The sequence below is a fragment of the Streptomyces sp. NPDC001373 genome (genome assembly GCF_042895815.1).
Lineage (GTDB): Bacteria > Actinomycetota > Actinomycetes > Streptomycetales > Streptomycetaceae > Streptomyces.
The window spans coordinates 48,584-61,161 of record NZ_JBIAWQ010000002.1 but is presented as its reverse complement, the minus strand read 5'-3'; the positions used below and the strand labels follow the sequence as shown (position 1 = coordinate 61,161).

The window sequence follows — 12,578 nt, the reverse complement described above, 5'->3', positions numbered from 1 at the left end:
CATCCGCTTATGCTTCGCTGGTGTTCGATTCACGGCACATACGGACATTCCACGAGGTGGTCGCCGCAGGCTCGTACTCGGCCGCCGCCCGCGTCCTGGGCTACACCCAGCCCGCGATCACCCAGCAGATGAAGGCGCTCGAACGCGCCGTCGGCACTCCGCTGTTCACCCGCGTGGGCCGCAGGATGAAGCTGACCGAGGCCGGGGAGTCCCTGGCCCGGCACGCCGAGTCCATCCTCGGCAGCCTCTCGGCCGCCGAGGCCCAGCTGAAGGCGTACACGAGGCTGCGCACCGGGCGCGTACGGGTCTGCGGGTTCCCCAGCGCCAACGTCACCCTGGTCCCGGAGGCCCTCAGCGGCCTGGCCAAGGACCACCCCGGGGTACAGGTCGAGCTGCTGGAAGGGGAGCCGCCGGAGTCCCTGCGCAGGCTCCAGCGCGGCGAGTGCGACATCACGCTGGCCTTCACCTACCCGGGGCTGCACGAGGAGATACCCGAGGAGGTCGCCGAGGTCAGGCTGCTGGAGGACCAGCTCACGGTACTGCTGCCGACCGGACACCCGCTCGCCCGCCGCCGGGCCGTGCAGCTGGCCGACCTCGCCGAGGAGAAGTGGATCGCCGGCTGTCCGCGCTGCCGGGCCAACCTGCTCCACGAGTGCGCGGAGCTGGGCTTCGTCCCCGACATACGGTTCGCCACCGACGACAACCTGGTGGTCCAGAGCCTGGTCGCGCAGGGGCTGGGGGTGGCGATGATGCCCGCGCTGGTCCTGCCCTCGCTCTCGCTGAGCCGGGTCTGCGGCCGGGGGCTGGAGCCCGCAGCCCGCCGTCACATCGCCGCCTACGTCTATCGCGACCACCTGCGGATCCCGGCGACGGCCGTGGTGCTGGACGAGCTGAAGCGGGTCGCGTCGAACCGGGTCGGCTGCTGACGTCCGGCAGCGTCCCGCCGCCCCCGATCCATAAGCTGTGGTTGGGATTTCAGGTCATAACTGTCGTTGGACGTGATGGATCGGCCGTCGGACGCTGCTTGTATGACCACCACCACGCCGGCCCGTACGACCACGAGGATGGCCGCCCTCGTCAGTGAGATCCGCACGGTCGTCGACCGGGGACTGGCCCCCGACCTGACCGCCTACCTCGTCGGCGAGCGCCTCTCCCCGCACCTGGGCGCGTCCGACCTGCTCACAGCGGAGCAGCAGGAGGGCGACCCGGAGCGCTACCGGCAGCACATCCTGCACGCCGAGCCCGACGGCAGCTTCTCGGTCGTTGCCCTGGTTTGGATGCCCGGCCAGGAGACCTGCATCCACGACCACGTGTCGTGGTGCGTGGCCGGGGTGCACCAGGGAGAGGAGAGCGAGCGCCGCTACCGGCTCGCGCCCGGCGCGGACGCCGCCCGTCTGGTGGCCACCGAGGACGTGGTCAACGCCCAGGGGGAGGTCTGCGGTTTCGCCCCGCCCGGTGACATCCACAAGGTGCGCAACTCCTGTACCGAAAAGGCGATATCGATCCACGTGTACGGAGCCGATGTCTCCCGGCTGGGCAGCAGCATCCGCCGCGTCTACACGCTCCCCGTCGACTGATGGCCCTCCTCCACCGCCCGCAGGCCGAGACGGTCCCCGTTGTTTCACGTGAAACACCCACACCCTGGCCCGGCCTGGCGCTGGCCGCAGGCGGCGCGCTGGTCGCCTGGTGTGTGCACCGACTGGTTCCCGGCGTACCGATGCTGACCGCCTCGGTGGTGCTCGGCATCGCGGTGGCCCATCTGCCCGGCGTACGGACCGTCGTACGCGGACCGGCCCGGCCGGGCCTGTCGCTGGCCGGCCGGCGGCTGATGCGGATCGGCATCGTCCTGCTGGGCCTCGGACTCGGCCTGGACCAGGTGCTCCGGCTGGGCTGGGCGACGGTGGCCATGGTGAGCGCCGTGGTCGCGGCCACCTTCTTCGGCACGATATGGCTGGGCCGCCGTCTCGGACTCCCAGGCGACCAGCCCCTGTTGATCGCCACCGGGTACTCGATCTGCGGCGCGTCGGCCATCGGCGCGGTGAGCGAGGTGTCCGGCAGCGACGAGGAGGACGTGGCCGCCTCGGTGGCCCTGGTCACCCTCTGCGGCACCCTGGCGATCGCCGTACTCCCCCTGCTGCAAGGCCCCTTGGGTCTCTCTGACCTGGCCTTCGGGCGCTGGGTGGGTGCGAGCGTCCACGACGTGGGCCAGGTGGTGGCGACCGCCCAGACCGCCGGCCCCGGCGCGCTCGGCGAGGCGGTGCTGGTCAAGCTGATGCGGGTGGCCCTGCTGGCCCCGCTGGTGGCCGCCGTGGCCTTCTCGATGCGGGCCCGCCGGCGCGGCGTGCGCACCGCCTCGGGGAAGCGTCCGGCGCCGGTGCCGCTGTTCGTCGTCGGGTTCCTCGCGGCGGCCGCGGTCCGTGCGACGGGCCTGCTGCCCCACGCGGCCCTGGACTGGGCGCACACCGCGCAGGAGGCCCTGCTGGCGGCGGCCCTCTTCGGGCTCGGCAGCGCCGTCCACCTGCCGACCCTGGCCCGTACCGGCGGCCGTGCCGCACTGCTGGGCCTCGGGGCCTGGGTGGTGGTGGCGGGGGTCTCCTACGCCGGGGTGCTCGTGACCGCATGACGGGTCGAACCGGGGGGAGTTGGCCATTCCCTGGCCGGAACCGAACGAACGTCCGGACTGCCCGCTGACATCTCGGGGCCCTCGTGCGACCCTGCCCCCGCAAGCTGAACAGCCGATCCGCACCGACAGCTCTTCACCCCACCCTGCCCGGCTCCGTCCGGTCCGGGCACGGAAGAAGGAGTCCTGCGTGAATCGTCCTCGCACGGCGCTGTCCGTCCTCCTCGCCGCGGGCGCCCTGCTCGCCGGCACCGTGACGGCCGCCTCCTCCTCGGCGGCCGCGGAGTCGCCCTCCTCGTTCCGGCCCCGTCAGACCCCCGGCTTCTGGACGGCCGAGCGGATGCGCCAGGCGACACCGCTCGACGTGGCGGCGTCCCCGGCCGGGGTCCGCGCGGCGCCCGCGACCACGGCCCTGCCCACCCGGGTGCCGCCGACCTCCCCCACGGCGTTCCCCCAGGCCGGCGGGGCCTGGACGTCCGGCGGGGCGGTCGTGAAGACCTCCGGCCGGGTGTTCTTCACCTTCCAGGGCCGCACGGCCTCCTGCTCGGGCGACTCCATCACCAGCCAGAACGGCAGCACGGTCATCACCGCCGGGCACTGCGTGAAGTACCAGGGAGCCTGGCACACCGACTGGATCTTCGTCCCGGGGTACGACAACGGCAACGCCCCATACGGCCAGTGGCCGGCCACCAAGACCTTCGCCACCGACCAGTGGGCGGCGAGCGAGGACATGAACACGGACGTCGGCCTCGCGGTCGTCGCCCCGCTGAACGGCCAGAGGCTCAGCCAGGTCGTCGGGGCCCAGGGGATCCAGTTCAACGGGGCCTACAACAAGAAGATGTACTCCTTCGGCTTCCCGGCGGCCGCCCCCTACGACGGCACCAAGCTCGTCTACTGCAGTGCCAACACGGGCAAGGACTTCCTTCTCACCAAGGACCACAGCATGTCCTGCAACATGACCGGAGGCTCCAGCGGCGGCCCCTGGTTCCAGGACTTCGACGAGTCGACGGGCCTGGGCACGCAGGTGTCGGTGAACAGCTTCGGCTACAACTTCCTGCCGAACACCATGTTCGGCCCGTACTTCGGCAACGAGGCCAAGGCGGCCTACGACAAGGCCCAGACGTCCTGACCCCCGCCACGGCAACACCCACCCCAGCCACCCCCACATCCCGGTACTCTGTACCGGCCAGGTGGGTTGCCCGAGCGGCCTAAGGGAACGGTCTTGAAAACCGTCGTGGCGCGAGTCACCGTGGGTTCAAATCCCACACCCACCGCACCAGGCCGGCGCATGCGCCGCCGGCGGGAAGGGGCGCCCCTCAGGGAGGGGCGCCCCTTCTGCGTGCCCGCTGCCCCCGTCCGGCGGGCCCTGGTCTTTCCGGGTGGTGTTTGTCTGAAGATCGGCGCGCGTCGCCGGGGGTGTGCGGTTGCGGTCGCATCATGACGAATGTATGCAGATCCGCCCGTCGGAACATCGCGAATCGAGGCGTTCGTCATGACCCACCGCAGCAGCACCACGTCGATCTGGACCTCCTTCCTTGCCGCGCTCGTGGCGCTCCTGGCCGCTCTCGGCCTGGCGGGCAAGTCGGCTCCGGCGGAGGCTGCGTCGGCCGCGGTGGCCACTCCTTCGGCCGCCGTCGTGCGGCGGACGGCTCCGGTTGCGCGGCGGACATGGCGGGCGATGATGCGCGGCGGTTCGCTCCCGCCGACGATCAAGCAGCGGATCCGGGCCGAGGCCCATGGCAAGAGCCCGTCCGTGCGCCGTTCCTCGACCGCCGCCGCACTGGCGTCCGCCCCGGGCCGGGAGGCGGTCGTGCTTGCCGCGTAGCGCGGGCGGGAGCCGTGGCAGGGGCGTGAGCGGCAGCAGCGGCGGGGAGTGCGGGCATCGTGCGCGACGGCGCACGGGGCGGGACGCAGGGGGCTTGCTCCGGCGGATTGCGGGGGCGCACGGGGCGTGGGGCTTGGTACGGCAGGGTCGCAGGGCCGGGAGACGGCGGGGTTCCCGGACGGCGCGGCCCTCTTCGGCATGCCCGGGGCGGTCGGTCAACCTGCCGCGCGTCCCCGTCGCGCGGCCATCGCCGGGCTTCCCGACCTTGACATCTCCGGTAAATCTGACGGACAGTCAGTTCCATTCGTGTCCGTTGCGATGCCGGGAGGCCAGCGCCGTGCACCTCGCTCCGTCCGAAGGGCAGTCACGGCTTCGCGCCGAACTGCGCGCGTACTTCCGGGACCTGCTGCCGGACGGGGTCCCCGACGACCCGGCAGCCCAACGCGCCCTGCTGCGCCGCATCGGCGCCGACGGCCTGCTGGGCCTGGGCTGGCCCGTCGAGTACGGGGGCCGGGGCCGCGGCCCCGACGAGCAGTTCGTCTTCTTCGACGAGGCCTACCGGGCCGGCGCCCCCGTCTCCATGGTCACCCTCAACACCGTCGGCCCCACCCTGATGAAATACGGGACCCCGGAGCAGAAGGACTACTTCCTGCCCCGGATCCTGCGGGGCGAGACCGTCTTCGCCATCGGCTACTCGGAGCCCGAGGCCGGCACCGACCTCGCCGCCCTGCGCACCCGGGCCGTCCGCGACGGCGACGAGTGGGTGATCGACGGGCAGAAGATCTTCACCTCCAACGCCCAGAACGCCGACTGGATCTGGCTCGCCTGCCGCACCGACCCGCAGGCCCCCAAGCACCAGGGCATCTCCATCATCCTGGTGCCCACCGACAGCCCCGGCTTCTCCTGGACCCCGATCGACACGGTCGGCGGCCTCACGACCACGGCGACGTACTACGACGCCATCCGGGTCCCCGCCGGACACCTCGTCGGCCCCGAACACGGCGGCTGGGGCCTGATCACCAACCAGCTCAACCACGAGCGCGTCGCCCTCGCCGCCATCGGCATGCAGGCCGAGGACTTCTACGAGGCCGCCCGCGCCCGCGCCCGCACCCCCGACCCCGTCACCGGCGAACGCCCGGCCGACCTGCCCTGGGTCCGGGCCCGGCTCGCCGAGGCGCACGCCCGGCTGGCCGCCGTCCGCCTCCTCAACTGGCGCCTCGTCCAGGACGTGGGCGCCGGCACCCTGGCCCCCGGGGACGCCAGCGGCGTGAAGTTCCTCGGCACCGAGTCCGCCGTCGAGGTGTACCGGATCTGCCAGGAGGTGGTCGGGGAGGAGGCCCTCGTCCGCGGCCCGGAGGCCTTCCTCGGCGGAGAACTGGAGCGGATGAACCGCGCGGCCCAGATCAACACCTTCGGCGGCGGGGTCAGCGAGGTCCAGCGCGAGATCGTCGCCATGATGCGGCTCGGCATGAAGGGGAGGAAGCGATGAGCACCGACCGGACCACCGCCGACCGGACCACCACCGCCGACGCGTCGGAAGCCGCCGCGCAGGAAGTGGAGCTGCTCCGGCGCCTCAGGGCCTTCGAGGGCCGCCCCGCCGCCACCGCCGGCCGGGGCAAGGACCCGGTCAACGCGCCGATGATCCGCCACTGGTGCGAGGCCATGGGCGACACCAACCCCGCCTACACCGGCCCCGACGCCATCGCCCCGCCCACCATGCTCCAGGCCTGGACGATGGGCGGCCTCTCCGGCCACACCGGTCACACCGGCCGCTCCCCCGCCTACGACGAACTGCTCGCGCTCCTCGACGGCGCGGGCTGCACCTCCGTGGTCGCCACCGACTGCGAACAGGAGTACCTGCGCCCGCTGCGCCCCGGCGACGAGGTGACCTTCGACGCCGTGATCGAGTCGGTCTCCCCGCGCAAGACGACCAGGCTGGGCACCGGCCACTTCGTGACGACCCGGATGGACGTCCGCGCCAACGGCGAACCCGCCGGAACGCACCGCTTCCGCATCCTCAAGTACGCCCCGGCGGCGAAACGGCCCGCACCGCCGAAGCCCGCGGGGACGGCGGGGCCGCAACGCCCCCGCCCCGTGGTCAACCGCGACAACCAGGGCTTCTGGGACGGGGTCCGGGACCACAGGCTGCTGATCCAGCGCTGCACCGCCTGCGCCACCCTGCGCTTCCCCTGGCTGCCCGGCTGCAACGCCTGCTCCTCCCCCGACTGGGACACCGTGGAGGCGAGCGGCGCCGGCACCGTCTTCTCGTACGTCGTCATGCACCACCCGCCCTTCCCGGCCTTCGACCCCCCGTACGCGGTCGCCCTGGTCGAGCTGGCCGAGGGGGTGCGCATGATCAGCAACATCACCGGTGTCCCGTACGACAAGGTGCGCATCGGCCTCCCCGTCCGGCTGGAGTTCCTGCGCGTCGACGACACCCTCGAACTCCCCGTCTTCCGTGCGGAGGCGGGCTGACATGGACTTCCACCCCACCGAGGAACAGGCCGCGGCGGCGGAACTGGCCGCCCGGATCTTCCGCGACCTCGCCACCCACGAACGCCTCGCCGCGGCCGGCAGCGGCAGCGACTCCGAACTGTGGAAGGCCCTCACCGCCGCCGGCCTCACCGCCGCCGTCGAGGAGGTCGGCCTCCTCGGACTCGTCCTCCTCCTGGAGGAGCAGGGCCGCACCACCGCCCAGGTCCCCTACGCCGCCACCTGCGCCTACGGGATCCTGCCCGTGGCCGCGCACGGCAGCGCCGGACAGCGCGCCCGCCTGCTGCCCGCCCTCGGCTCCGGCGAAGCGGTCGCCACCGGCGCCTTCCCCGCCCGCCGGGCGGTCACCGCCGCCCCCGACGGCCGCCTCACCGGCACCGTCCCCGCGGTCCCCTGGCTGCGCGACGCCACGCACGTCCTGGTCGCGGACCGCGACCGGGCGCTGTGGCTCGTACGGACGGACGCGCCCGGCGTCGGCACGCGGCCGGTGGAGACGACCGCCCCCTGGTCGGCGGGCCGCCTCACCCTGGCCGACGCCCCGTCGGAACGGCTCGGCGGCCCGGACGCGTACGACGCGGTGCTGGCCTCCGCCCGGACCGCCTTCGCCGGACTCCAGGCGGGCGTCTGCGCCGGCTCGCTGGCCCGCGCCGTCTCGCACACCTCCACCCGTGAGCAGTTCGGCCGCCCGCTCTCCACGAACCAGGCGGTCATGCTCCGCGCGGCCGACGCCTACATGGACACCGAGGCCATCCGGGTCACCGCGTACGAGGCGGCCTGGCGCATCGACGAAGGACTCCCGGCACGCGAGCACGCCCTCACGGCGGCCTGGTGGGCCTCCGAGGCGGGTAAACGGGTCGTCCACGCGGGCCAGCACCTGCACGGGGGCATGGGCGCCGACCTGGACCACCCCGTACACCGGCACTTCCTGTGGGGGCGCCAGCTGGACGCCCACCTGGGCTGCGGCAGCGAGCTGCTCTCCGAGCTGGGCGCGCTCATATCCGAAGGGGAGGACGCATGAACGTCGGCGACGCGCTGCCACCACTGGAGATCCCGGTCACCCGCACCCTGATCGTCGCGGGCGCCATCGCCTCCCGCGACTACCAGGACGTGCACCACGACGCGGAACTCGCCCGCGAGAAGGGCTCCCCGGACATCTTCATGAACATCCTGACCACCAACGGCCTCGTTGGCCGGTACGTCACCGACCGGCTCGGGCCGCAGGCCGTCCTGCGCAAGGTGGCCATCCGCCTCGGCGCCCCCAACCACCCGGGCGACACGATGACCCTCACCGGCACCGTCACCGCCCTCGACGGGGACACGGCCGAGATCCGGATCCTCGGCGCCAACGGCCTCGGCCACCACGTCACGGGCACCGTGACCGTCACCCTGGGGGCCGGGGCATGAGCGTCCGCGTCCGCGACGACCTGGGCGGCCGCGCCGCCATCGCCGGCATCGGCGCGACCGAGTTCTCCAAGGACTCCGGCCGCAGCGAGCTCAAACTCGCCGTCGAGGCGGTGCACGCGGCCCTCGACGACGCCGGGCTCACCCCCGCCGACGTCGACGGCATGGTCACCTTCACGATGGACACCAGCCCCGAGATCACCGTCGCCCAGGCCGCCGGCGTCGGGGAGCTCTCCTTCTTCTCCCGCGTCCACTACGGGGGCGGCGCCGCCTGCGCCACCGTGCAGCAGGCCGCCCTCGCCGTCGCCACCGGGATCGCCGAGGTCGTCGTCTGCTACCGCGCCTTCAACGAGCGCTCCGGCCGCCGCTTCGGCTCCGGCGTCCAGCAGCGCGAGCCCTCGGCGGAGGGCGCGGCCCTCGGCTGGTCCCTGCCCTGGGGCCTGCTCACCCCCGCGTCCTGGGTGGCCATGGCCGCCCAGCGCTACCTCCACACCTACGGGCTCACCCCGGAGGCCTTCGGGCACGTCGCCGTCACCGGCCGCAGGTACGCCGCCACCAACCCCGCCGCCTGGTTCCACGGCAAGCCCATCACCCTCGCCGACCACGCCGCCTCCCGCTGGATCGTCGAACCCCTGCGGCTTCTGGACTGCTGCCAGGAGACCGACGGCGGCCAGGCCCTGGTCGTCACCACTGCCGAGCGGGCCCGCGACCTGCGGCGGAAACCCGCCGTGATCACGGCGGCCGCCCAGGGCGCGGGCCGCCGCCAGGAGGCGATGACCTCCTTCCACCGCGACGGCCTCACCGGGCTCCCGGAGATGGGCGTGGTCGCCCGCCAGCTGTGGCGGACCAGCGGGCTGCGGCCCTCCGACATCGACGTGGCCATCCTCTACGACCACTTCACGCCCTTCGTCCTGATGCAGCTGGAGGAGTTCGGCTTCTGCGGACCCGGTGAGGCCGCCGACTTCACGGCCGCCGGCGCGCTCCCGCTCAACACCCACGGCGGCCAGCTCGGGGAGGCCTACCTGCACGGTATGAACGGCATCGCCGAAGCCGTCCGTCAACTGCGCGGCACCTCTGTCAACCAGCTCCCGCGGGCCGAGCACGCCCTCGTCACGGCCGGCACCGGCGTACCGACCTCCGGCCTGGTCCTGGGTGCCGACCTCTGACCCCGGTCCTGGTCGCGAGCCCCTCCTCCACCTTCAGGAGGTGGGGCTCGGCCGGGCCGTACAACCTGAGGGGGACCCCGCTTCGGCACCTTCGGGCGATCCCAGACGCGCCCCGCGCTCCTAGCGTGGAGCCATGACCACGCCTGTGTGCACGCTCGCCTCGAACCCGACGCCGTACCCGTCGTTCTCGGCGTACGTCCGGACCCGTGGCACGGCCCTGATGCGCACCGCGCGCTCCCTGACGGCCAACCCGTGCGACGCCGAGGACCTGCTCCAGACGGCCCTCGCCAAGACCTACGTCGCCTGGGACCGCATCGAGGACCACCGGGCCCTGGACGGCTACGTCCGGCGGGCCCTGGTCAACACCCGCACCTCGCAGTGGCGCAAGCGGAAGGTCGACGAGTTCTCCTGCGGGGAGGTCCCCGAGACCGAGGAGCTGTCCTCCGACGACCCGGCGGAGGTGCAGGTGCTGCGCGACGCGATGTGGCGGGCGGTGACCCGGCTGCCCGACCGCCAGCGGGCCATGGTCGTCCTGCGCTACTACGAGGACCTGAGCGAGGCGCAGACCGCCGAGCTGCTCGGAGTCTCGGTGGGCACGGTCAAGAGCGCCGTCTCCCGCGCGCTGGTCAAGCTCCGCGAGGACCCCGAACTCACCCCGGGGCGCTGACCCCTGTTTCACGTGAAACATCGGCCACCGTGGGCCCGGACAGTGATCGACCAGCCTGTTTGTACTCCCGGGTAGTGACATGCCGACCGGTACGTGCGCAGAATCGGCAGCATCCGACAGCCGCCGCAGCGCCGCAGCGCTCACCGGGAGGACGCTTTGCTGAGCACCATGCAGGATGTACCGCTGCTGATCTCGCGGATCCTGGCCCACGGGTCGACGATCCACGGAGACTCCCAGGTCACGACCTGGACCGGGGAGGCCGAGCCGCACCGGCGCAGCTTCGCCGAGATCGGCGTCCGCGCCGCACGGCTCGCGCACGCCCTGCGCGAGGGGCTCGGAGTCCAGCAGGACGAACGGGTCGCGACGCTCATGTGGAACAACTCCGAGCATGTCGAGGCGTACTTCGCGATCCCGTCCATGGGCGCGGTCCTGCACACGCTCAACCTGCGGCTGCCCCCCGAGCAGCTGGTCTTCATCGTCAACCACGCGGCCGACCGGGTCGTGCTGGTGAACGGCACCCTGCTGCCGCTGCTGGCGCCGCTGCTGCCGCACCTGCCCACGGTCGAGCACGTCGTGGTCGTCGGCGTCGGCGACCGCTCCGCCCTCGACGGGATCGACGTACGGGTGCACGAGTACGAGGAGCTCCTCGAAGGCCGCCCCGACCACTACGACTGGCCCGAGCTGGACGAGCGCCAGGCCGCGGCCATGTGCTACACCTCCGGCACCACCGGGGAGCCCAAGGGCGTCGTCTACTCCCACCGCTCGGTCTACCTGCACTCCATGCAGGTCAACATGACCGAGTCGATGGGCCTCACCGACCACGACACCAGCCTGATCGTGGTCCCGCAGTTCCACGTGAACGCCTGGGGCCTGCCCCACGCCACCTTCATGACCGGCATCAACATGCTGATGCCGGACCGCTTCCTCCAGCCCGCCCCGCTCGCCGAGATGATCGAGCGGGAGAAGCCCACGCACGCCGCGGCCGTCCCCACCATCTGGCAGGGGCTGCTCGCCGAGGTCACCGCGCACCCGCGCGACCTGACCTCGATGAAGCAGGTCACCATCGGCGGCGCCGCCTGCCCGCCCTCCCTGATGGAGGCCTACGACAAGCTCGGCGTCCGCCTCTGCCACGCCTGGGGCATGACCGAGACCTCCCCGCTGGGGACCATGGCGCACCCGCCGGCCGGTCTCAGCGCCGAGGAGGAGTGGCCCTACCGGGTCACCCAGGGCCGCTTCCCGGCCGGCGTCGAGGCCCGCCTCATCGGACCCGGCGGCGACGTCCTGCCCTGGGACGGGGAGTCGGCGGGCGAGCTGGAGGTCCGCGGCAACTGGATCGCGGGCGCCTACTACGGCGGCGCGTCCGGCGAACCTCTGCGCCCCGAGGACAAGTTCAGCGCCGACGGCTGGCTCAAGACCGGGGACGTGGGTGTGATCAGCGCCGACGGCTTCCTCACCCTCACCGACCGGGCCAAGGACGTCATCAAGTCGGGCGGTGAGTGGATCTCCAGCGTCGAACTGGAGAACGCCCTGATGGCCCACCCCGAGGTCGCCGAGGCGGCCGTGGTCGCCGTTCCCGACGAGAAGTGGGGCGAGCGTCCGCTGGCCGCGGTCGTCCTCAAGGAGGGCGCCACCGCCGACTACGCCGCGCTGCGCGCGTTCCTCGGCGAGTCGATCGCCAAGTGGCAGTTGCCGGAGCGCTGGACGTTCGTCGCGACCGTGCCGAAGACCAGCGTCGGCAAGTTCGACAAGAAGGTGATCCGCAAGCGGTACGCCGACGGCGACCTGGACGTCACCACCCTCGCCTAGGACCGCGGCGGCCGGCCGGACGTCAGCCGCGGGTCAGCCACGGCCGCAGCAGCCGGCTGACGGCGGGCATGGCCGCGTAGGTCATCAGGGTGCTGAAGACGGCTGCGAAGGCGGCCGTCCGCAGCACGGAGTTGAGGTTCACCAGGTACGGCCCGAGCACCGCGTTGCCCACCAGCGAGATCGGGAAGATGGCCAGCCCCGAGCTGATCGCCATCTTCCAGCGCGGCGGCGCGGGCCGGGTCGTACCCGGCTTGGCGAACCAGGTCTCCATGCCGTGCAGCTCGCGCCGGGCTGTCTCGGTGTGGTGGTGGCCCTCGCAGTTCGCGAACCACTCGGCCCGCTCGGGCGAGTCCTGCCACCGCTGGAACGCCTCCTGGTCGCGGAAGCGGTGGACCAGGAACCACGGGGCGCCCTCGGCCGCCGGCCGGAACAGCCCGTAGCCGAGGTGGTCCGGGAAGCGCGCGGCGGTCTCCAGGATGCCGCGCGCCCAGGTCTCGAACGCCTCCTCGTGGCCCGGCTCCACCTGACGCGCGATGAGCAGGCTCACCTCCCCGTTGTCGGCGGGGACGCTGTGCTCGGTCGTGTCGGTGAGGGCCATCG

At 72.6% G+C, this 12,578-nt stretch carries 13 protein-coding genes and 1 tRNA gene; 13 read left to right on the top strand and 1 reads right to left on the bottom strand.

Translation table 11 applies throughout. The features are described from left to right. Positions 1–20: 20 nt before the first annotated feature. The 13 genes from ACFY15_RS05625 (at position 21) to ACFY15_RS05565 (ending at position 11,978) form a co-directional block, all read left to right on the top strand. On the top strand, positions 21–926 hold the full coding sequence (locus tag ACFY15_RS05625) for a LysR family transcriptional regulator (RefSeq protein WP_390686121.1): 906 nt from the start codon (positions 21–23) through the stop codon (positions 924–926). A gap of 102 nt (positions 927–1,028) precedes the next feature. Beyond that, positions 1,029–1,577, top strand: a complete 549-nt coding sequence (locus ACFY15_RS05620) for a cysteine dioxygenase (protein WP_390686120.1) — start codon at positions 1,029–1,031, stop codon at positions 1,575–1,577. Beyond that, entirely contained in the window at positions 1,577–2,623 is a 1,047-nt protein-coding gene (locus ACFY15_RS05615; RefSeq protein ID WP_390686119.1) for a YeiH family protein, read from the top strand. Before ACFY15_RS05620 ends, ACFY15_RS05615 begins: the two co-directional genes overlap by 1 nt. Before the next feature lie 187 nt (positions 2,624–2,810). Further along, entirely contained in the window at positions 2,811–3,749 is a 939-nt protein-coding gene (locus tag ACFY15_RS05610; RefSeq protein WP_390686118.1) for a trypsin-like serine peptidase, read from the top strand. Between the two features lie 60 nt (positions 3,750–3,809). Continuing rightward, a tRNA-Ser gene (locus ACFY15_RS05605) sits at positions 3,810–3,894 on the top strand. A 218-nt stretch (positions 3,895–4,112) separates the two neighbouring features. After that, positions 4,113–4,445 (top strand): DUF6344 domain-containing protein, encoded by a 333-nt coding sequence (locus tag ACFY15_RS05600; protein WP_390825075.1) that lies wholly within the window; start codon positions 4,113–4,115, stop codon positions 4,443–4,445. Positions 4,446–4,782: 337 nt separating this feature from the next. Beyond that, complete coding sequence (locus ACFY15_RS05595; protein ID WP_390825074.1) at positions 4,783–5,934, top strand: acyl-CoA dehydrogenase family protein; 1,152 nt, start codon at positions 4,783–4,785, stop codon at positions 5,932–5,934. Beyond that, positions 5,931–6,920: a bifunctional MaoC family dehydratase N-terminal/OB-fold nucleic acid binding domain-containing protein gene (locus tag ACFY15_RS05590; RefSeq protein ID WP_390825073.1), complete on the top strand. Its 990-nt coding sequence runs from the start codon at positions 5,931–5,933 to the stop codon at positions 6,918–6,920. The genes ACFY15_RS05595 and ACFY15_RS05590 overlap by 4 nt, the downstream gene beginning before the upstream one ends. Before the next feature lies 1 nt (position 6,921). After that, the gene (locus ACFY15_RS05585; RefSeq protein WP_390825072.1) at positions 6,922–7,956 is read left to right on the top strand and encodes an acyl-CoA dehydrogenase family protein; all 1,035 of its coding nucleotides are present in this window, start codon (positions 6,922–6,924) and stop codon (positions 7,954–7,956) included. Continuing rightward, on the top strand, positions 7,953–8,342 hold the full coding sequence (locus ACFY15_RS05580) for a MaoC family dehydratase (RefSeq protein WP_390825071.1): 390 nt from the start codon (positions 7,953–7,955) through the stop codon (positions 8,340–8,342). Before ACFY15_RS05585 ends, ACFY15_RS05580 begins: the two co-directional genes overlap by 4 nt. Next, on the top strand, positions 8,339–9,505 hold the full coding sequence (locus ACFY15_RS05575; protein WP_390686093.1) for a lipid-transfer protein: 1,167 nt from the start codon (positions 8,339–8,341) through the stop codon (positions 9,503–9,505). The genes ACFY15_RS05580 and ACFY15_RS05575 overlap by 4 nt, the downstream gene beginning before the upstream one ends. A 133-nt stretch (positions 9,506–9,638) precedes the next feature. Then, positions 9,639–10,172: a SigE family RNA polymerase sigma factor gene (locus ACFY15_RS05570; protein ID WP_390686092.1), complete on the top strand. Its 534-nt coding sequence runs from the start codon at positions 9,639–9,641 to the stop codon at positions 10,170–10,172. 156 nt (positions 10,173–10,328) lie between these two features. Beyond that, positions 10,329–11,978: a long-chain fatty acid--CoA ligase gene (locus ACFY15_RS05565; RefSeq protein WP_390825070.1), complete on the top strand. Its 1,650-nt coding sequence runs from the start codon at positions 10,329–10,331 to the stop codon at positions 11,976–11,978. Between the two features lie 22 nt (positions 11,979–12,000). Here the strand turns inward: ACFY15_RS05565 and ACFY15_RS05560 are convergent, their stop codons facing one another. Continuing rightward, positions 12,001–12,576 carry an antibiotic biosynthesis monooxygenase gene (locus tag ACFY15_RS05560; RefSeq protein ID WP_390825069.1) on the bottom strand — a complete coding sequence of 192 codons (576 nt, stop codon included), beginning with the start codon at positions 12,574–12,576 and terminating at the stop codon, positions 12,001–12,003. Positions 12,577–12,578 lie beyond the last annotated feature (2 nt).